Raw genomic sequence first — 19,874 nt, 5'->3', positions numbered from 1 at the left:
GGCTAGACTCGGCAGCCGTCCGTCACGCACAGACGGGACCCGACACGATCCTATCCGTCCGACTCCCCCGGGACGCGGCAACCGCCGCCCGGTGTCGGTCGCGATGCGGTCGAGCGGTCCCGTCGTGACCCCGAAAGGCGCACCGGACCAGCTGATGCTCCCCGACCTCGTGCCCGCCGCGCCGCCCGTCCCCGGACCGGAGACCGACAGGGAGATCTCGCCGTGACCACCGTGACCAGCACGGAACGCCCGAGCACGTGGTCGGAGCGACTCGACCCGCGGAACTGGAGCCTGGTCGCCAAGCTGGCGGTCGTCGGCCTGGTCCCCACGGTCCTCGCCCTGTCCATCGGCGCGATCCGCGTCGTCGACCAGGCCAACGTGGCCGAGGAGCTCAGCCGCGGCAGCGGACTGGTCGACGTGCACCGCCAGATCGAGACGCTGACCGGCGCGCTGCAGAACGAGCGCGACGCCGCGGTCCGCTTCGTGGCGGGCAACCGGCTCGGGGACCGGGCCGTCGTCGAACGGGCGCAGGCCACGACCGACCAGGCGCTGCAGGCCACGACGGCGGGGCTCGACACCGCCGAGCAGCAGGCCCCCGACCTGGCCACGGCCCGCCGGCAGGCGGACACCACGCTGGGCCAGCTGCCGGTCATCCGGTCGCAGGTCGCCGAGGGCCCGACCCCGGCCGCCGACCTCACCGGCCGCTACACCGCGGTCGTCCAGCGCACGCTGGGACTCGACCGGGCCCTGGTGGGACGGCTGCAGACCGCCGACACCGCGGGTCTGACCACGGCGATCGCCGCCGGGGCGAGCGCCCGCGAGGCCCTGCAGCTCGAGCGCACCGTGATCGGTGGCGCGCTCGCCGCGGGGACGCTGGAAGAGCAGCAGCGCGCACAGGCCACGGGCGCCGAGGCCTCGTTCCAGGCCGCGGCCGGTGACTTCCAGTCGTCGCTGACGCCGGAGCAGGCCCAGTCCTTCGGGAACTTCGCCGCGGGCCAGGCGAACGCCGAGCGCAACGCCCTGCGCGACCAGGCACTGTCGGTCCCGCCGGGCGTCGCACCGCCGGTGGACCCGAGTGCGTGGAACACCGCCGTCGACCGGTCGGTCGCCGCGGTCGACCAGTCCACGGCGGCCGCCCAGCAGGCGTTCGTCGACGGCCGGGCCAGGGCCGCCGAGCAGGCGGGCAACACCGCGGGCCTCAACTCCGTGCTGCTGATGCTCATGATCCTGCTGACCGCGGGCATCATCCTGCTGCTGGGCCGGCAGATGGTCCGTTCGCTGCGCCTGCTGCGCAGCTCGGCGCTCGAGGTCGCGGAGCAGAAGCTGCCCGCGGCGGTGCAGGGCATGCGCTCCGGTCAGGCACCGAACGCGCTCGTCGAGCCGGTGCCGCTGGACAGCCGCGACGAGATCGGTCAGGTGGCGCGGGCCTTCGACGCCGTGCACGGTCAGGCCATCCGCCTCGCCGCCGACCAGGCCGCGCTGCAGCAGAACGTCAACTCGATGTTCGTCAACCTCTCCCGCCGCTCGCAGGCGCTGGTCGAGCGCCAGCTGCAGCTGATCGAGCAGCTGGAGAGCAACGAGCAGGACCCGGACCAGCTGTCGAACCTGTTCCAGCTGGACCACCTCGCGACCCGTATGCGCCGCAACAGCGAGAACCTGCTGGTCCTCGCGGGCACCGACCTGGCGAAGCGGAACGTGGCGCCGGTGCAGGTCGTCGACGTCCTGCGGGCGGCGGTGTCGGAGGTCGAGCAGTACCAGCGGGTCGTCGTGCAGACCCCGCCGAACGCGACGATCGCCGGTCGTGCCGCGAACGACCTCGTGCACCTGCTGGCCGAGCTGCTGGACAACGCGACGAACTTCTCGCCGCCGGACTCGCAGGTCGTCATGACGACGACCCGCACCGCCGACGAGTCGCTGCTGATCGAGATCTCCGACCGCGGCGTCGGCATGACCGGCTCCGAGCTGGTCGACGCCAACCAGCGTCTGTCCGGCCCGGTCGAGGTCGACGTGTCGGCCTCCCGGCGGATGGGCCTGTTCGTGGTCGGCCGGCTGGCCGCCCGGCACCGCGTCGGCGTCCGGCTCGCCTCGGCCGCCGTCGGCGGCGGCTCCGGTGGGCTGAGCGCCTCGGTGACCGTGCCGCCGCAGCTGGTGCCCTCGGCGCAGCTGCCCGAGCAGCGCCGCGACGGCGATCCGGACGGCTGGGGCGGCGTGCCGCCCCAGGGTGGCGACCAGCACGCCCCGCAGGTGCCCGCCCCGGCGCTGACCGGTGGCGGAGCACCCGACGGGCTCCCGTCGGCCGCCCCGACCGCGCTGAACGGGAACGGGCGCGGTGGTTCGCTGCCGTCGATGGTCGCGGGCTCCGACGGCCCGATGACCCCGACCTTCGAGGCCGGTACGTCCTCGTCCACGACGCCGCGCAACGGCTCGGGCTCGAGCCTGCCGACGCGCCGTCCGGGGTCGTCGCTGACGAAGAACGCGGCCCCCGGCGAGGCCGGTGGGCAGACCGCCGACGGACCGGCCCCGACCCTGAACGGGTCCGCCCCGCAGGGTCTGTCGGCCTTCGCGCCGTCGCAGGACGGGGCGCGCGACGCGCGTACCCCGGCCGACGTCTTCACCCCGTCCGGCGACGCCGGCCCCGGCGCCGATGCCCTCGCCGACACCGAGGACGGCACCGAGGGCATCGAGTCGACCGAGGCCCCGGCCGACGGCACCGACCGCACCGACCGCGCCGGCACCGAGGCGGACCGCTCCGGCCGCGCCGCTGGTCCGTCGGCGGCGGCCGCACTCGGGCTGGCGGGTGCCGCTGCGGCGGCCGCTGCGGCCCGGGCCCGCGGTGACCGCGACATGGACGACACCGTCGTCCTGGACCGGGCGATCGGCGACGGTCCCGAGGACCACCGGCAGGCCCCGGCCGCCGACGAGCGCACCGACGCCGGATCCGACGACCGGGACGGGGCCGGTCAGGACAGTGCCGGTCAGGTCCGTGCCGTCCCGGGCACCGACGGGACCCCGGACCACCGGACCACCGGCACGGCCGCCGACCGGGACACCGACGGCGCAACCGGTGTGGACGCCGGTGGTGACACCCACGGCGCCGCCGAGGACTCCACCGACGGGACCACCCCGCAGGAGACCCCGGTCGCGGCCCGCACGAACGGCATCGCGCCGTTCCCCCCGGCCCCCGCCGACCGCGCGGACGCCCCCGGCACCGACGGTGACGCCCACGACAAGGCCGGCGCCGCAGGCACGGCCGACACCGAGGTGAGCGCCCCGTCCGGCGACACCGACCACGCCGACGCCTCCGGGGTCGCCGAGGTCGAGGCGGGCCACACCGGGTCCGACCTCGCCGAGGACGACGCCACCGGCGCCGACGGTGCCGACGGTGCCGACGGCTCGACGGACACTCCCGGGACCGGTGCCGACGGCGCCCGCCCCGCGGACACCGCAGCCGAGGACGGCGCCGCCCGGAGCACCGGGGCCGGGGACGGCAGCGCCGGCGATGGCAGGACCGGGGACACCGGCCCGACGCGCAGCGACCCCGAGACCGCGGGATTCCCGACGGTCCGCACGTCCGGCCGCACGCCGATGGGCGGACCGCTCCCGGCCCGCACCAACGGGTCCCGCCCCTCGCCGTCGCGCCGCCCGGTCATGCCGGTCCGCGGCGCCGGGCCGGCGCTGCCCACCCGCGGTCCGGGCCGCCAGGGCCCGCCCCCGGCACCGGCCCGCGGCCCGCAGCAGCCCGCACCCCAGCAGGCTCAGCCGGTCCAGCGGCAGGCGCAGCACCCGGACGGCCGGCAGTTCCCGGAGGCGCCGCAGGCGCGTCCGGGTCAGCAGGTCCAGCCGGCGGCGGGCCGGCAGGAGCCCGCACCGCTGCCGAAGCGCGAGGGTGGCCGGGCCGGCGGTCCGGCGAGCCTCGCCGCGGCCTCCGTCAGCTCCTCGCAGGACGAGCTGTTCGCGCCGAAGGTGGCCGTCGAGGGCGATCGGGGTCAGCTCCGGCGCCCCGGGGCGGTCGAGTCGGCCCGGGCCCAGACCGGGTTCGACATGGGTCAGACCACCCCGATCTTCGACGACATCGCCTCGGCCTGGTTCCGCTCGAACCGGTCGGTGCCGGTCCGCTGGCAGGACGCCGCCGGCCCGAACGGTGGCGCCCCGGCCGGTGCCCCGGCTCCCGCCGCGGCCGACACCCCGGCGCCCCCGGCGGCCTTCGCCTCCCCCGCCGACGACGTCTGGCGGCAGGCCCGCGAGGCCACCGACGGCGACGAGTCGGAGACCGTCGGTGACGAGCTGACGACCGCAGGACTGCCCAAGCGACGCCCGCGGGCGCGACTGCTCCCGGGCAGTGCGGCAGGATCGACCGTGCTCAGCCCCGCTCCGGCGGAGCCGAGGGACGCCGAGAGCGTCCGTGGCCGTCTCGCCAGCTACCAGCAGGGCGTGCGTCAGGGCCGGGAGAGCGCTTCCGGTGTCCGTCGCAACGCACTCACCGGCACGACCGAGACGGTCGACGGCGACTCCGATCCGCAGGACCAGCACGACCCGCAGGACCAGCACGACAGGCAGGGCCCCCGGGCCCCGCAGGACACCACCGCGACCGGCACCCCCGAGCCCGCCGCGGACCGACCGAACTCGTCCGACCCCGAGGAGAACCAGTGAGGGCACCGCAGGCACAGCCCAGCCAGAGCCGTTTCGGCTGGCTGGTCACCAACTTCGCGGAGCGCGTCCCGGGTGTCGCGCACGCCATCGTGGTGTCGACCGACGGGCTGCTGCTGACCGCGTCCGACCGGCTGCCGCGCGACCGGGCCGACCAGCTCGCCGCCGTCGCATCCGGTCTGGTCAGCCTGACCCAGGGCGCCGCGCGCTGCTTCGACGCCGGTGGCGTCGTGCAGACCGTCGTCGAGATGGACCGCGGGATCGTGCTGCTGATGTCGATCAGCGACGGCTCCTGCCTGGCCGTGCTGGCCTCGCCGAGCTGCGACATCGGCCTCGTCGGCTACGAGATGACGTTGCTGGTCGACCGGGTCGGCCAGCTGCTCACCCCGGAGCTGCGCGCGGAGCTGCAGGGCTCGTTCGGGCCCTGAGCCCACGACCCCGGACCCCAGGACGCGTTACCGTCATGCACCCCATCCCAGGATCGACCAGAGCGGGTGAGATCCGATGACCCAGGACCCGGGCGGACACGGCCCCGAGCCGACGTTCGCCGACGTCATGAACGGGTTCAGCCTGGACTCCAAGCGCAAGCCGAGGAAGCGCCGATGGGGGCGCGACCGTCCGGAGGACGTCGAGCCGGAGGACGCCGGCACCGGGGCCCGGGTCCCACCGCCGGAACCGGCCGAGGTGACCGGCCCGATCGGCGGGTCGGCGGCCTACGGGCTGCCGCCCACCCCGGACGAGCTGGAGGCACGGCGCACCGGTGACCGGCCGGACCGGCCGACGCCGTACCCGGCACAGAACTCGGGGCCGAGCCCCGCGCACGACCCAGTGGCAGCGCCGCCGCCGGTGCCCCCGTCCGCGGGTGGCGCCTCCTTCGTCCGGCCCTACGCCTGGACGCGGGGACGGACCAAGTCGGGCTACGAGCTGGCCGTCGAGACCCTGGTCTCGGTCAGCAACCGGGCCCGCAGCCAGCTGGAACGGCTGCCGATGGAGCACCGCTCCGTCGCCGACCTGCTGCTCGAGCAGACCCGCTCGGTGGCCGAGGTCGCGGCGTTGCTGTCGCTCCCCCTGGGCGTCGCCCGGGTGCTGCTCGGGGACATGGCCTCGAACGGCACGGTGACCGTTCACCAGACCGCGAGCACTCCCGGCAACGCGCCGGACCTCGCGCTGATGGAAAGGGTGTTGAGTGGACTCCGTCGGCTCTAGGCCACAGCCGCCCCAGCCCGCGGCCGGGATGGCCCGTGCCGCGACGATGTCGGCCAAGATCGTGGTGGCCGGCGGGTTCGGCGTCGGGAAGACCACCTTCGTCGGATCGGTCTCGGAGATCATGCCGCTGACCACGGAGGCGGTGATGACCGAGGCGAGTGCGTCGCACGACGACCTCTCCGCCACCCCCAACAAGCGGTCCACGACGGTCGCGATGGACTTCGGCCGCGTCTCGCTGGACTCCGACCTGGTGCTCTACCTGTTCGGCACGCCCGGCCAGCAACGGTTCTGGTTCATGTGGGACGACCTGGTCCGCGGCGCGATCGGTGCCGTCGTCCTCGTCGACACCCGACGCCTCGCCGACTCGTTCGCCGCGATCGACTTCTTCGAGGACCGTGGGCTGCCCTACGTGGTGGGCGTCAACGCCTTCGACGGGCAGCTGCAGCACACCCTCGACGACGTCCGCGAGGCGATGGCGATCGACCCGGCCGTCCCGATGGTCGTCTGCGACGCCCGGCACCGCCAGTCGACCAAGGAGACCCTGATCGCGCTGGTGCAGCACGCGATGCACCAGCGGATGGCGGCCGGCGCCCGCTGACCCCGGGCCCGGCGGCGCCGGCACGAGCAGTGCCGGCGCCGCTGCAGTCGTGCGTCCGCGGGCTCAGTCCCGCCCGGCCGGCTGCTCCGACCCGGCGTCCACCGGCGCGATCGAGGTGATGCGGTGCAGCTGGATCCGGCGCAGCTCGCCGTCCAGCGCGTCGCGGCCCTCGACGTAGCCGCCGCCGACCGAGACCGGCGCGAGCACCCGGTCCCCGGCGACCCCGTGGGCGTCGACGTAGCCGATCCACACGGTCCGGCCCTCGCGCACGGCCTCCTGCAACGACGCCAGGTTCCCGGTCGCGCCGGTGAGTTCACGCCGCCCGGCGACGCTGTCGCGCACCCCGGCCAGGCGGTCCCCCGCCCGCAGTCGCTCGACCAGCTCCTCGGCCCGGTTCGTCGGGGACCGGTCGACGACCCGACCGGCGTCGCGGGTGCCGCGCCGCAGCCGCGGCTCGGTGCGCCGCCCCTTCGGCCCGAGGTCGACGACGGCACCGCCCGCGTCCTCGGCGGCCGGGCTGAACCCGGCGGCCCGCATCCCGTCGAGCACCTCGGACAGCGGCAGCGAGCTGACCATGACGGTCGGGGCGATCCGGCGCAGCCCCAGCTCCTCGGCCGCGGAGTGCGCGAGCACCTCGGACAGGAGCACCTCGTCGTCCGAGCGCAGGAAGCAGCTGACCGCCCCGCCGCGCAGCCTGCCGTGCCGGCGGGCGACGTCGTCCACCAGATAGGTCAGGGTCTGCGGGACCGGGGTGCGGGAACGGGCCTCGAGGATCGCGCGGACGTCGTCGGCGGTACGGCCGGTGTCCAGTGCCCGGCGCAGGCTGCGCTCGGTGAAGCGGTACACCGTGGCCCCGCCCGCGGACTCGACCTCGGCCAGGATCGCGAGCTCGTGCGCGAGGTCCGCCGAGAGCCGTCCGGGTGCGACGGCGGTCAGGTCGGCCTGCAGCAGGATCTCCTCCACCGGGGCGGGCAGCGCCGCGTGCAGTGCGGCGGCCAGCTCGGTGGGGTGCCGGGTGGGGTGCGCCGGGTCCGGGCGCAGGGCCGGGTCGAGCAGCACCCGTCCGGCCGTGGTGAGCGCGTCGAGGGCGACCACGCCGATCGCGGTGGCCTCGGCGACGGTCCAGCCGACCGTCTCGTCGCGCAGCCGGCCGCCGCGGCGCGGGGCGTGCCAGGCCAGCAGGCGCGCCAGGTCCTCCGGTGACCCGACCGAGGTGCCGGGTGCGAGGTCGGCGAGCGCGTCCAGGACGCGACGGCGATCCCGCGCGGCGGGGGGACGGCGCGGCCCGTCGGACAGGGCGGTGATCGGCTTGCCGGTCTCGTCGCGGCGCCCCACCAGCCCCGGCAGCCGCGACAGCTCCAGCCAGGCCTGGGCCAGCACCGCCCAGCGGGACTCCTCCGGGCCGGTGCCCCAGACGTCCCAGGTGGTGGTCGGCAGCCACTCCGGGGTCACCGACTCGGTCGCCCCGACGAGGTCCGCGGCGTACAGGACCTCCAGGATCAGCGCCGCGGTCGGCTCGTCGGTGTCGGCCGCCTTCGCCGCCCGCTTGAGCTCGCGGACGCCGAACCCGCCCGACCGCAGCACCGGCACCGACTCCCGCGCCAGCCACTCCAGGAGCAGGTCGGTGCGGCGCAGGAACTCCAGTGCGGCCCCGGCGCCGGTGCCGTCGACCATCGAGGTCTCCCTGGCGCGCAGCGGGACGTCCGGCCGGGACAGGTCCAGCGGCCCCATCGGGCGGTCCCCGCGCAGGGCGAGCGCGACCTGGCGGGGCAGCTCGACGGTGTCGGCGTCGCGGCGCACGAGCAGTCCCTTGTCGAGGAGCGACCCGACCGGTCCGGCGGAGCCGTTCGCGTTGCGGGAGCGGCCGACCGGCGGGCCCTGGGCGAGGACGTCGAGGACCTTGCGCTCGTCCTCGCCCACCCCGGCGAGCAGGGTGTCGAGCTCGGAGCTCGCGGCCGGACCGGTGGCGGGGGCGCCGAGCCCGGCGGGCCACGGCCCGACGACGTCGGCGGCCGCGGGGACCAGCGACACCGCGTCGTCCGGGCCCCAGGCCAGCGCGCGGTCACGCAGCGCGGTGAGTCCCTCGGCGACGGTGGCCGCGTCCACGTCGGGGCCGAGCCAGCCACGCAGGCCGGCGTCGGGGGTCGTCGCGTCGACCGGGGTCCGCCACGCCGTCGCCAGCACCAGGGCGTCCAGAACGGTCAGCGCCACGGTGCCGAGGTCCTCGCAGGCGCGCTGCACCGACGCCCGGATCGAGGCGCGGGTCGCGAGCACGGTGAGGTCGCCGGGGGGTGGGACGGCGAGGTCCGGACGTGCGCGCAGCAGCGCGGCGAGGAACCCGTCGTCCTGCCCGCGCAACCACTCGACCAGGGACGTCTGCATCGTCGCCAGGGTAGTCGGACGATCGCGGGCGCACCGGGGCGGACAGCCGCGCCCGCGTCCGCGATACTGGACACAGGACACTGCCGCGGTCCCGCTCGGGACCGGACGACGACGCTGGAGGACGCGATGGCCGCCAAGCCCGCGAAGCAGGACCGGATCCACCCGGACTGGCCGCACTCCGAGGACGGCGACCACCCGGTCACCGAGCTCCTGGGCAGCGTCCAGGGAAACATGTCGCCGTTCGGTGACATCGAGTTCCCGGTCGCCAGCGTGCCCTACGAGCACCCGGTCACCGAGATCAACCGCTGACCGTGGTCGCCGGTCTGTTGCTCGCGGGCGGCGCCGGGCGCCGCATGGGCACCCCGAAGGCGCTGGTCCGGCTGCACGGTGAGCCGCTCGCGGTGCGGGCGGTCAAGGCGCTGCAGGCGGGTGGGTGCGGCCCGGTCACCGTCGTGCTCGGCGCCCGCGCCGACGACGTCACCGACGTGCTGCGCAGTGCGGGCCTGGGCACCGACGGCAGTGACGTCGGTGTCGTGGTCGCCGAGGACTGGGACGAGGGCATGGGCGCGTCGCTGCGGCGTGGGCTGGGATCGCTGACCCACCTGCCCGGCACCGGCGCGGCGCTGGTGCACCTGGTCGACCTGCCGGGCATCGGGCCGGAGGCGATCCGCCGGGTCGCCGAGGGTGCGGGACCGTCGTCGCTGCGGCGAGCCGCGTTCGACGGCGTCCCCGGACATCCCGTCCTGATCGGCCGGGACCACTGGTCGGGCGTCGTCGCACTGTCCTCCGGGGACTCCGGCGCCCGCGACTACCTGGCCGGCCGCTCCGACGTGGAGCTGGTCGAGTGCGGCGACGTCGCCGTCCCCGACGACGTCGACACCCCGGGGCAGCTGCGCCGCCTCGCCGGGACCTGAGCCGCCGCACCGGCCCCGACACACCCGTGCCCCGGTCCCTCCGCGAGGGGCCGGGGCATCGTCGTGCCGGGGTCAGATGTTGATGACCTGGCCGGGGGTGATCAGGTGCCCGGCGCCGAGGCCCGGGTTCTTGGACAGCAGGTTCTTCCAGTTCGCGATGCCGTGCGCGGCCGCGATCTTGCCCAGGGTGTCGCCGGACTTCACGGTGTAGGTGCCGCCGGACGACGTCGCGGGGGCGCTGGCCTTCACCCGCTCCGGGGCCCGGGTGCCGGCGTCGGTCTCCAGGGTCCGCGGCGTGGCGGACCCGGACGCGCCGGTCTTGGACGAGCAGGACGGCCAGGCGTTCCAGCCCTGGGCGGCCAGGACCTTCTCGGCGACGGCGATCTGCTCGGCCCGGGTGGCCTGGTGCGCCGACGCGGCGTACTCACCACCGCCGTAGGCCTTCCAGGTGCTCGGGCTGAACTGCAGGCCGCCGTAGTAGCCGTTGCCGGTGTTCGCGGCCCACTTCCCGGTGCTCTCGCAGTGCGCGAGCGAGTCCCAGGTGGAGTCGGAGGCGGCGTTCGCGGTGCCCACGACGGTCAGCATCGGGGCGCCGAGGACGGCACCGGCGACGGCGGTCCGGACGATCGTGCGGCCGGCGGTGCTCGGTTTACGGTGTTTCCCACGGTAACGAGGCATGGCAGGTCTCCCGCGTGACGCCACCCGAACCGCACCCGGGGAGTGGGTGCCCGTACCGGCAGCCGGGGGAGCGGCCACCGATCCGTCTGACGATCGGCCCTGTCCCACACCGATACCTCGGGGGGCCGGTGACCACCGGACAGGGAGCGTTGCGGCCCCGGAGCCCGACCGCATGGGGGAGTCGGCCGAGCCGGGACCGAAGGTAGGTCACGTCAGAGCGACGCGAAAGTCGACGGCGACACGGCGTGGCGTCGGACGTACCGGACACCCGGTGGCCAGGTCCAGCGTTTGCGCAGGTGACAAGCCCCGATCACGAACCGGAAACGTTCGCGCAAACGGTTCGATCAGTTCCACAAACGTGCTACAGATCACATCCGTTGCTCATCCGGAGGCCCCTCCTCGGGCACGCGGAGTGGCGAGGGCCACCCCGCCGAGACCCCCGTACTGTCGGGGCGTGACCACCGAGCACCGCCGGCCCGACCCCGCGCTCAGCCACGTCGACGACGCCGGGGCGGCCCGGATGGTCGACGTGTCGGACAAGCAGCCCGGCCGCCGCGCCGCCGTCGCCACCGGGACGGTGCACACCACGGCCGAGGTCGTGCGCCTGCTGGAGACCGACGGCCTCCCCAAGGGCGACGCACTCGCCACCGCCCGCATCGCCGGGATCATGGGCGCCAAGCGCACCCCGGACCTCGTGCCGCTCTGCCACCCCATCGCGATCAGCGGGGTGACACTGGACCTGGCGCCGGCCACCGACGGCGACGCCGGCCGGGTCGCCATCCGCGCCGAGGTCCGCACCACCGACCGCACCGGGGTGGAGATGGAGGCCCTGACCGCGGTCGCCGTCGCCGGGCTCACCCTGCACGACATGATCAAGGCCGTGGACCCGGGCGCCGTGCTCGACGCCGTGCGCGTCGAACGCAAGGAGGGCGGCAAGACCGGCCTGTGGGAGCGCGGGGCATGACCGCCGCACGCACCGCCCGGGTGGTCACCGCCTCCAACCGCGCCGCGGCGGGCGTCTACACCGACCGCGGCGGGCCGCCGATCGTCGCCTGGCTGCGCGAGCGCGGCTACGACACCCCGGACCCGGTCGTCGTACCGGACGGGGAGCCGGTCGGGCAAGCGCTGCGGGCCGCCGTCGCCGACGGCGTCGCGGTCGTCGTCACGACCGGGGGCACCGGCATCTCCCCCACCGACGGCACCCCCGAGGTCACCCGGGCCGTGCTCGACCACGAGATCCCGGGCCTGGCCGACGCGATCCGCCGCGCCGGGGAGGAGAAGGTCCCCACCGCCGTGCTCTCCCGTGGCCTGGCCGGGGTCGCGGGCCGCACCCTGATCGTCAACCTGCCCGGCTCCCCGGGCGGGGTGAAGGACGGCCTCGGCGTGCTCGCCGGGGTCCTCGACCACGCGGTCGACCAGCTGCACGGAGGAGACCACCGATGACCGATCCCGCGACCACGCGGACCGCGACGGTCCTGCGTGCGGCCGTCGGCGAGGAGCCGCTCGACGTCGAGGAGCACGCCCGCCTGGTCGAGCACGCCGCCGCCGGCGCGGTCGTCACCTTCGCCGGTGTCGTCCGCGACCACGACGGCGGGAAGTCGGTGCACGGCCTGGAGTACAGCGCGCACCCGACGGCCGCCCGGATCGTCGCCGAGGTCGCCGAGCAGGTGGCCGCGCACTCCCCCGGCGTCCGGGCGCTCGCGGTGAGCCACCGCGTCGGCCCGCTCGACATCGGCGAGGTGGCCCTTGCCTGCGCCGTCGCCGCCGAGCACCGCCGGGAGGCGTTCACCGCCTGCGCCGAACTCGTCGACGAGGTGAAGCGCCTGCTGCCGGTCTGGAAGCACCAGCGGTTCGCCGACGGTTCCGACGAGTGGGTCAACTCCACCTGAGCCCGGCTGCGCGCCCCCGGAACGACGGAACGGCCCGGGTCCGCCTCCCCACGAGGGGAAGGGGACCCGGGCCGTCGTCCGCCGGGGCGGGTGCTGGGGACACCGCGCGCCCCGTGCCGTCCGTCCCGGATGGCGGTCCGGGAACGGTCGGCGGGATCAGCCGAGGTTCAGGACCTGACCGACGCTGATCACGTTCGCATTGCCGATGCCGTTCGCGGCGGCCAGCTTCGCCACCGAGGTGCCGTGCGCGGCCGCGATCCGGCTCAGCGTGTCGCCCGCCTTGACGGTGTACCCGCCGGCGGCCGGGGCGGCGGCCTTCTTCGGCGCGGACGCGGCGGGGGCCGACGCCTTCACGCGCTTGCTCGTGTCGGCCGAGTAGCCGGTGATACCCAGCTTCTTCGAGCAGGACGGCCAGGCGCCCCAGCCCTGAGCGGCCAGCACCCGCTCGGCGACCGCGATCTGCTCGGCGCGGCTGGCGTTGGCCGCCGAACCCGAACCACCGAAGGCGGCCCAGGTGGACGGGGAGAACTGCAGCCCGCCGTGGTACCCGTTGCCCGTGTTGATCGACCAGTTGCCACCGCTCTCGCACTGGGCGAGCTGGTCTCAGACGCTGTCCGGGGCAGCGTTGGCGGTGCCGGCGATCGCAGCCGTCGCACCGACCGCGACGACACCCGCCGCAGCCATGCGCAGGAGACTTCGGCCCTTGGGTCCCTTGGTCATCGTTTCGCTCCCACCGCGCCGGCCCGAGGACACACACACTCCGCACAGGAGGTCCCCTGGGCACAGGTGTGCCCGCCGTGTCGTCGCGGGTGCGTCGATCGGGACCGGGGAGCGACGTCCATGACGTCCGCGGAGGTGGTCTCTCTCGTCCCCGTCCCGTTCCGTTCCTCGACGGACCGGACAGCCGCGGGACGGGGGTGGTTCGGCGCGGCGGGTCCGGATGTGTTGCTCGTTCAGGTGGCCGATCCGGTGGACCGACCGACAGAAAGGTGAATGGGCGGAAAGAATTCGTCAACGAAGGGCCCCGTGAGCGGAATCACTGTAACAAGCGTGTAATTATCAGATTCTCCCTAAACGTACTGGTCAACGACGTCACATCACGGATCTATCACGCGGTCATGAACATTTCTGATTCGGAAGCAACTCGAACCTTCCGGGCCGCTCGCTCGTCCTCAGGGCGAGGTGCTCGACCCGCCCGCGCGGGGAGGAGGGCCCCTCCTGCTGTGGCCTCGTTCACCGCTCGTCCTGCATGCTGGTTCGGTGAACGACACCGCACCCGGCCCCGGGAGCCCGGCCGAGCTCGCCGACGCGTTGCGCGCGACCGGCTACCTCGCCGACGACGGTCTCGCGACGGCGGCCTTCCTCGCCCTCCGCATGAACCGTCCGCTCTTCTGCGAGGGCGAGCCGGGGACCGGTAAGACCGCGCTGGCCCAGGCACTGGCCGCCACGCTGGGCGCACCGCTCATCCGTCTGCAGTGCCACGACGGCATCGACTCCGGTCAGGCCCTCTACGACTGGGACTTCCCCCGTCAGCTGCTGCACCTGCGCACCCTGGAGGCCGCGAGCGGCCGCGACGGGTTCGACCCCGACACGGTCGAGGCAGGCCTCTACGACGAGCGCTTCCTGCTGGCCCGCCCGATCCTGCAGGCGCTGCGCACCAGCCCGTCGGTGCTGCTCATCGACGAGATCGACCGCGCCGACGACGAGTTCGAGGCCTTCCTGCTGGAGGTACTCACCGAGCACGCGGTGACCATCCCGGAGCTCGGGGAGGTGCGCGCCGCGACACCGCCGGTCGTCGTCCTCACCTCGAACCGGACCCGGGAGGTGCACGACGCGCTCAAGCGCCGCTGCCTCTACCTCTGGCTGGAGCACCCGAACATCGAGCGCGAGATCGAGATCCTGCACAGCAGGCTGCCCGAGGTGCCCGAGCGGCTCGCCGCGTCGGTCGCGCGGGCCGTGCAGAAGCTGCGCCACACCGACCTGATCAAGCCGCCGGGCGTCGCGGAGACCCTGGACTGGGCGCGGGCGCTGCAGCTGATCGGTGCCCGGCACCTGGACCCGGAGTCGGCGGCGCGCACCCTGGGCGCCGTCCTCAAGTACCGGGAGGACGCCGACCGGGTCCACAAGCAGCTCGACACCCTGCTGGCGTCCTGACCCGGCCGCGATGACCGTTCCCCCGAGCCCGTCCCCGGCGGCCCCGCCCCGGCCGCCCGCGGCGGAGCCCACCGGCACCACCGACGAGCTGCTGACCGGATTCGTCGGGTTCACCGAGGTCCTGCGCGCGGCCGGGGTCCCGGTCACCCAGGACCGGGTGACCGCCTACCTGGAGGCGCTGGACACCGTGGACGTGACCGACCGGGACCAGGCGTACTGGGCCGGCCGGCTGACGCTGTGCGCCGACCCCGACGACATCGTCCGGTACGACCTGGCGTTCCCGTCCTGGTTCGAGCCGACCGGCAACCGTCCGTCGAGCAACCGCGACGACCGCCCCCCCGCACCGCCGAAGCTGGCCGCGCTGCTGCCGGGCCGCGAGGACGGGGAGGACGACTCCGACGACGCCGACGGCCCGCAGATCAAGGCCGCCGCGACCGGTGCGGAGATCCTGCGCAACCGCGACGTCGGGGAGCTCTCCCCCGCCGAACGCGAGCACCTGCGCCGGCTGATGACCCTGCTCAGACCGGAGCCGCCGACCCGGGCGTCGCGGCGGCGCAGGCGGAACCGGCACGGTGAGGCCGACCCGCAGCGCACGTTGCGCGCGGCGCTGCGCAACCAGGGCGAGATCTTCCGGCTCGCCCGGCGCGACACCTCGCGCCGGCCGCGCAAGGTCGTGCTGCTGATCGACGTGTCCGGGTCGATGGAGCCCTACGCGGACGCGCTCGTGCGCTTCGCCCACGTCGTCGTCCGTCGTTCGCCGCGCTCGGTCGAGGCGTTCACCCTGGGCACCCGGCTCACCCGGATCACCCGTGAGCTGCGGTTGTGCGACCCCGAGCACGCGCTGCGCGCCGCGGGGAGAGCCATCCCGGACTGGTCGGGCGGCACCCGGCTGGGCGAGGTGCTGCAAGCCTTCGTCGACCGCTGGGGACGCCGCGGGGCTGCCCGCCGGGCGGTCGTCGTCGTCTTCTCCGACGGCTGGGAGCGCGGCGGCACCGAGCTGCTCGGCACCCAGGCCGAGCAGCTGTCCCGGCTGGCCCATCGGCTCATCTGGGTCAACCCGCACGCGGGCAAGGACGGCTACGCCCCGGTCCAGGGGGGCATAGTCGCGGCACTTCCGCACTTGGACGACCTGCTGGCCGGGCACAGCCTGGACACGCTGGAGAGACTGCTCGAGGTGGTGCGCAATGCGTGACGTGATCGACCAGCTCGAAGGCTGGTGGCGCAAGGGTGAGCCGGCCGCGCTCGCGACGGTGGTCGGGACCTTCCGGTCCGCGCCGCGCCAGCCGGGGGCCGCGATGCTCGTCGGCCCGGCGGGCGAGGCCGTCGGCTCGGTCTCGGGCGGCTGCGTCGAGGGCGCGGTCTACGAGCTCGGGCAGCAGGTGCTGTCCGAGGAGCGACCGGTGCTGCAGCGCTACGGCGTCTCCGACGACGACGCGTTCGCCGTCGGCCTGACCTGCGGCGGCATCCTCGACATCTTCGTGGAGAAGGTGACCCCGGAGACCTACGAGCAGCTCGGCCGCATCGCCGAGGCGATCCGCGACGAGGACCCGGTCGCGGTGGCGACGGTCGTCGCGGGCCCCTCGGAGCTGCTCGGCAAGCGGCTGATCGTCTGGCCGGACAAGACCGAGGGCGGCACCGGCTCGGACCGGATCGACGACGCCGTGCGCGACGACGTCCGCGGCCTGCTCGACTCCGGCCGCAACGCGACACTGACCTACGGCGTCCACGGCGAGCGTCGCGGGGAGGGGCTGCAGATCTTCGTCGAGTCGTTCGCGCCGCCGCCCCGCATGATCGTGTTCGGGGCGATCGACTTCGCCGCCGCGGTGGCCCGGATGGGCAGCTTCCTCGGCTTCCGGGTGACCGTCTGCGACGCCCGGCCGGTGTTCGCGACCGCGAGCCGCTTCCCGGGGGCCAACGAGGTCGTCGTCGAGTGGCCGCACCGCTACCTGCAGGCCGAGGCGGACGCGGGCCGGATCGACCAGCGCACCGCACTGTGCGTGCTCACCCACGACCCGAAGTTCGACGTACCGCTGCTGGAGGTGGCGCTGCGGCTGCCCGAGGTCGGCTACATCGGGGCGATGGGCTCGCGACGCACCCACGACGACCGGCTCGAGCGCCTGCGCGAGCGGGGCGTGACCGAGGGCGAGATCGCGAAGATGTCGTCGCCGATAGGGCTGGATCTGGGCGCCCGCACCCCGGAGGAGACCGCGGTGTCGATCGCCGCCGAGATGATCGCCCAGCACTGGGGTGGCGAGGGCATCCGGCTGGCCGAGCGCGAGGGGCCCATCCACGCCTCCTGACATCCCCCCGCTTTCGGCCAGGTCGGCGGCGTGACGTGCTCGCCGCCGACCTGCGGCTCCGCGCGCCGCCCGCCGATCGAGAGGCCGGGAAAGAGGGGGGTCCCTGTACCGTGGGACACACGCTCGTGACCGAGCCGCCCGCCGTCCGGGGCGGGCCGTCGACCATCACGGAGCAGGAGGAGGGCAGCGTGGTCCTCACCGGTCAGGCAGGCACCGTCGTCCCCGGGCACGGGGCGGACCGCGCCGTGGCGCGGGAGACGGTGCTGGTGCTCGACGGCGGGACCGGCGGCGCCGGTGCCGACGAGGGGTACACGGTCCGCGCGGCGCAGTGCCCGCGGGAGCCCCGACCGCGGCTGTCGAAGTTCCATGCGCCCGAGATCGTGTTCGGGCCCGACTCGCTGCCCGAGACCGCCCACGCCGCGCTGCGTCTCGGGGCGCGGCGCCCGTTCGTCGTCACCGACCCGGGGGTGACCGAGGCCGGGTGGCCCGCCGAGCTCCTGCGCCACCTGCGCGCCGCCGGTCTGCGGCCCCAGCTGTGGAACGAGATCACCCCGAACCCGAAGGACCACGAGATCCAGGCCGGGTTCGAGCGCTACGAGAGATCCGGCTGCGACGTGGTGATCGGCATCGGCGGAGGCTCGGTGATCGACGCCGCGAAGGGCGTCGCCCTGCTCGCGGCCAACGGCGGCACGATCCTCGACTACGAGGGCATCGACCGCATCGCCAACCCGATCCCGCCACTGGTGATGGTGCCGTCGACCTCGGGCACCGGCGCCGACGTCTCCCAGTTCTGCATCATCACCGACACCGAGCGCCTCACCAAGATCACGATCATGGGCCGGGCCCTGGTCCCGGACGTCTCGGTGATCGACCCGCGGCTGCTCGTCACCATGCCGGACTGGCTCAACGCCGCGACCGGCCTGGACGCGCTGACCCACGGCATCGAGGCGTTCGTGTCGCTGGCCCACGGCCCGCTGACCGACACCCACGCGCTGCACGCCGTCGCACTCGTCCACGCCAACCTGCCGACCACGATGATCCGCCGCCACGACGACGGCCCCCGCACCGCGATGGCGCAGGCCGCGCTCGAGGCGGGCCTGGCGTTCACGAACGCGATCCTCGGCGCCACGCACGCCATGAGCCATCAGGTCGGCGGCATGCTCGACCTGCCGCACGGCCTGATCAACGGCGTGCTGCTGCCGCACGTGATCCGTTTCAACGGCTCGGCCTCCGACGCCGACGCGGCGCGCTTCGTCCCGATCGCCCAGGCCATGGGGCTGCCCGCCCGGCCGGGGATGCCCGGCGACGAGGCCGTGGACATGGTCGCGACCGAGGTCCGCAAGCTGGCCGACGAGGTCGGCGTCCCGACCGGGCTCGCCGCCATCGGGGTGCGCGAGACCGACCTCCCGCGACTGTCCCGGCTCACCCTCGGCGACGCCTGCCTGACCACCAACCCGCGCACGGCGAGCGTGGAGCAGATCGAGGACCTGTTCCGGGAGGCGCTGTGACGCCGTCGCGGAGGCCCACGCGGTGACCGCCGCCGCCCGCTTCCCGCGCCGCCGCACACCCGCCCCGTCCTCGTCGCCGGCCGCCGCGGGTCGGGCCCGGCCGGACCTCGACCAGCTCACCGGCCTGAGGACGGGCAAGCCGTCGTTCTACTCGGAGTACCGCGAGGGCGCCGAACGGCTGCGCCGGGTCATCGTCGCTCTGGACCGGATCTCCGCCGCGCTGGTCCGCACGATGGAGGGCTCCGAGGCGCTGGTCCGCGCGGTCGCCGACGCGGCGGCCGACCACCTGTCCGCGGACTGGGTGGTGCTCGGGCTCGTCGACGGCGAGCTGCCCGACGCTGCGCCGCGGCACGTCGTCCTCGGGCCGGACGGCGTCGAGTGGGCCGACCTGGGGTCGGTGCCCGAGCGCGTGCGCCGGCACGTGGAACGGCTGCACGCCGGCGACGGGCACCACGACCACGACGACCACCACCAGCACCACGACGACCAGCGCCCCCGGCACCTGCACGTTCCGATCCGGCTCGACGGCCGCACCGTGGGCGGGTTCGTCGCGTGGACACCACCGGAACGCCACATCGACGACACCGACCATTCGGTGCTGCGCATCCTGGCCGGTCAGACGGCGTCGGCGCTGCAGAACTGCGCGCTGCTGGAGCGGGCCGAGCGACTGCACGCGCGCACCGCGGCCCAGGCCGAGGACCTGCGTGTCCGCAACGACGAGCTGATGCTCACCCAGCAGGCGCTCGGCGCGGCACGCCAGCGGGAGGTCCTCGACAACGAGCGGCACCGCATCGCCCGCGAGCTGCACGACAGCGTCACCCAGTACGCGCTGTCGGCCGGGATGCACATCGAGCTGTGCCGGTCGGAGATCACCGAGCCGGACCTGCTCCAGCACCTCGACACCGCCAAGGACCTGACCCGGCGGGCCGTCGAGCAGCTGCGGTCGGCGATCTACGCGCTCAACGACGACGACCACGCCGACAAGGACCTGCCGTCGATGCTGCGTCAACTGTCCACCGTGCACATGCCCGACGAGCTGCGGGTGGAGGTGACGATCGGCGGGGCCCCGGTGCCGCTGCCGCACGAGCACGAGCAGTCGCTGTTCCGGATCGCCGGCGAGGCGCTGTTCAACACGGCGATGCACGCCTCGGCGTCGCGGGCGGTGGTGCGGCTGGCCTACGCCGGCGGTCGCGTCCGCCTGTCGGTCTCCGACGACGGCGGCGCCTCCCCCGAGCAGATCCGCCGCACGCTGCGTGCGGCGTCGGTCCGCGGACCCTCCGGGGAGCACCGCGGCCTCGTGAACATGGACGCCCGCGCCCGCGAGATGGGTGGGACCCTGCGGTTCCGCCGCTCGCGGATCGGTGGGCTGCAGGTGCAGGTGGACGTCCCGATCGGGACACCGGGGCAGGAGGAGCTCGGATGAGCAGCGGCACACGGACCGCCCCGGGAGGTCCCGGGGCCGCATCGGCACTGACCGCGCCCGCCGACGGCAGGGCGGGACTCGGCACCCGTCGCGGCCCCGGCCACGACGGTGTTCCTCCTGGCTCCGGGCGAGGCGGTTCCGGACTCGGCCGCTCCGGGCAAGGCGGCTCCGCGGG

At 74.9% G+C, this 19,874-nt stretch carries 16 protein-coding genes and 1 pseudogene; 14 read left to right on the top strand and 3 right to left on the bottom strand.

What is annotated here, in order from left to right; genetic code table 11:
- The first annotated feature begins 222 nt into the window (after positions 1-222).
- The 4 genes from XF36_RS28010 to XF36_RS27995 all read left to right on the top strand — a co-directional run bounded on the left by XF36_RS28010 (position 223) and on the right by XF36_RS27995 (position 6,451).
- Entirely contained in the window at positions 223-4,650 is a 4,428-nt protein-coding gene (locus tag XF36_RS28010; protein ID WP_060714263.1) for a nitrate- and nitrite sensing domain-containing protein, read from the top strand.
- Complete coding sequence (locus tag XF36_RS28005; protein WP_020623626.1) at positions 4,647-5,075, top strand: roadblock/LC7 domain-containing protein; 429 nt, start codon at positions 4,647-4,649, stop codon at positions 5,073-5,075. Before XF36_RS28010 ends, XF36_RS28005 begins: the two co-directional genes overlap by 4 nt.
- Before the next feature lie 76 nt (positions 5,076-5,151).
- Positions 5,152-5,853 carry a DUF742 domain-containing protein gene (locus XF36_RS28000; protein ID WP_238589048.1) on the top strand — a complete coding sequence of 234 codons (702 nt, stop codon included), beginning with the start codon at positions 5,152-5,154 and terminating at the stop codon, positions 5,851-5,853.
- A 28-nt stretch (positions 5,854-5,881) separates the two neighbouring features.
- Positions 5,882-6,451: a GTP-binding protein gene (locus tag XF36_RS27995; protein WP_082375709.1), complete on the top strand. Its 570-nt coding sequence runs from the start codon at positions 5,882-5,884 to the stop codon at positions 6,449-6,451.
- Between the two features lie 63 nt (positions 6,452-6,514).
- On the opposite strand, the gene XF36_RS27990 is transcribed toward XF36_RS27995, so the two are convergent.
- The gene (locus XF36_RS27990; RefSeq protein ID WP_060714261.1) at positions 6,515-8,833 is read right to left on the bottom strand and encodes a helicase-associated domain-containing protein; all 2,319 of its coding nucleotides are present in this window, start codon (positions 8,831-8,833) and stop codon (positions 6,515-6,517) included.
- Between the two features lie 126 nt (positions 8,834-8,959).
- On the opposite strand from XF36_RS27990, the gene XF36_RS27985 reads away from it, so the two are divergent.
- A complete protein-coding gene (locus tag XF36_RS27985; protein WP_060714260.1) occupies positions 8,960-9,142 on the top strand; it encodes a hypothetical protein in 183 nt (60 codons plus the stop codon).
- A 2-nt stretch (positions 9,143-9,144) separates the two neighbouring features.
- The gene (locus XF36_RS27980; protein WP_020623621.1) at positions 9,145-9,747 is read left to right on the top strand and encodes a nucleotidyltransferase family protein; all 603 of its coding nucleotides are present in this window, start codon (positions 9,145-9,147) and stop codon (positions 9,745-9,747) included.
- A 72-nt stretch (positions 9,748-9,819) separates the two neighbouring features.
- On the opposite strand, the gene XF36_RS27975 is transcribed toward XF36_RS27980, so the two are convergent.
- Positions 9,820-10,425, bottom strand: a complete 606-nt coding sequence (locus tag XF36_RS27975; protein WP_060714259.1) for a transglycosylase family protein — start codon at positions 10,423-10,425, stop codon at positions 9,820-9,822.
- Positions 10,426-10,945: 520 nt separating this feature from the next.
- Between XF36_RS27975 and moaC the strand changes: the two genes are divergently transcribed.
- Genes moaC through XF36_RS27960 form a run of 3 tightly spaced genes read left to right on the top strand, consistent with a single transcriptional unit; the run spans position 10,946 to position 12,314 of the window.
- Positions 10,946-11,389 (top strand): cyclic pyranopterin monophosphate synthase MoaC, encoded by a 444-nt coding sequence (gene moaC / locus XF36_RS27970; RefSeq protein WP_051050143.1) that lies wholly within the window; start codon positions 10,946-10,948, stop codon positions 11,387-11,389.
- Complete coding sequence (locus XF36_RS27965; RefSeq protein ID WP_060714258.1) at positions 11,386-11,868, top strand: MogA/MoaB family molybdenum cofactor biosynthesis protein; 483 nt, start codon at positions 11,386-11,388, stop codon at positions 11,866-11,868. The genes moaC and XF36_RS27965 overlap by 4 nt, the downstream gene beginning before the upstream one ends.
- The gene (locus XF36_RS27960; RefSeq protein WP_020623617.1) at positions 11,865-12,314 is read left to right on the top strand and encodes a molybdenum cofactor biosynthesis protein MoaE; all 450 of its coding nucleotides are present in this window, start codon (positions 11,865-11,867) and stop codon (positions 12,312-12,314) included. The genes XF36_RS27965 and XF36_RS27960 overlap by 4 nt, the downstream gene beginning before the upstream one ends.
- Before the next feature lie 156 nt (positions 12,315-12,470).
- On the opposite strand, the pseudogene XF36_RS35040 reads toward XF36_RS27960, so the two are convergent.
- Positions 12,471-13,034 (bottom strand): annotated as a pseudogene (locus XF36_RS35040) (transglycosylase family protein).
- Between the two features lie 540 nt (positions 13,035-13,574).
- On the opposite strand from XF36_RS35040, the gene XF36_RS27950 reads away from it, so the two are divergent.
- The 5 genes from XF36_RS27950 to XF36_RS27930 all read left to right on the top strand — a co-directional run bounded on the left by XF36_RS27950 (position 13,575) and on the right by XF36_RS27930 (position 19,699).
- Entirely contained in the window at positions 13,575-14,468 is an 894-nt protein-coding gene (locus XF36_RS27950; RefSeq protein ID WP_060714257.1) for an AAA family ATPase, read from the top strand.
- 10 nt (positions 14,469-14,478) lie between these two features.
- On the top strand, positions 14,479-15,660 hold the full coding sequence (locus XF36_RS27945) for a vWA domain-containing protein (protein WP_082375708.1): 1,182 nt from the start codon (positions 14,479-14,481) through the stop codon (positions 15,658-15,660).
- On the top strand, positions 15,653-16,768 hold the full coding sequence (locus tag XF36_RS27940) for an XdhC family protein (protein WP_060714256.1): 1,116 nt from the start codon (positions 15,653-15,655) through the stop codon (positions 16,766-16,768). Before XF36_RS27945 ends, XF36_RS27940 begins: the two co-directional genes overlap by 8 nt.
- A 125-nt stretch (positions 16,769-16,893) precedes the next feature.
- Positions 16,894-18,276 (top strand): iron-containing alcohol dehydrogenase, encoded by a 1,383-nt coding sequence (locus XF36_RS27935; protein WP_238589047.1) that lies wholly within the window; start codon positions 16,894-16,896, stop codon positions 18,274-18,276.
- A 22-nt stretch (positions 18,277-18,298) separates the two neighbouring features.
- The gene (locus tag XF36_RS27930; protein WP_082375707.1) at positions 18,299-19,699 is read left to right on the top strand and encodes a MadS family sensor histidine kinase; all 1,401 of its coding nucleotides are present in this window, start codon (positions 18,299-18,301) and stop codon (positions 19,697-19,699) included.
- Positions 19,700-19,874 lie beyond the last annotated feature (175 nt).

Source organism: Pseudonocardia sp. HH130629-09 (genome assembly GCF_001294645.1).
GTDB lineage: Bacteria > Actinomycetota > Actinomycetes > Mycobacteriales > Pseudonocardiaceae > Pseudonocardia.
This window is presented reverse-complemented; position numbering and strand designations above follow the sequence as displayed.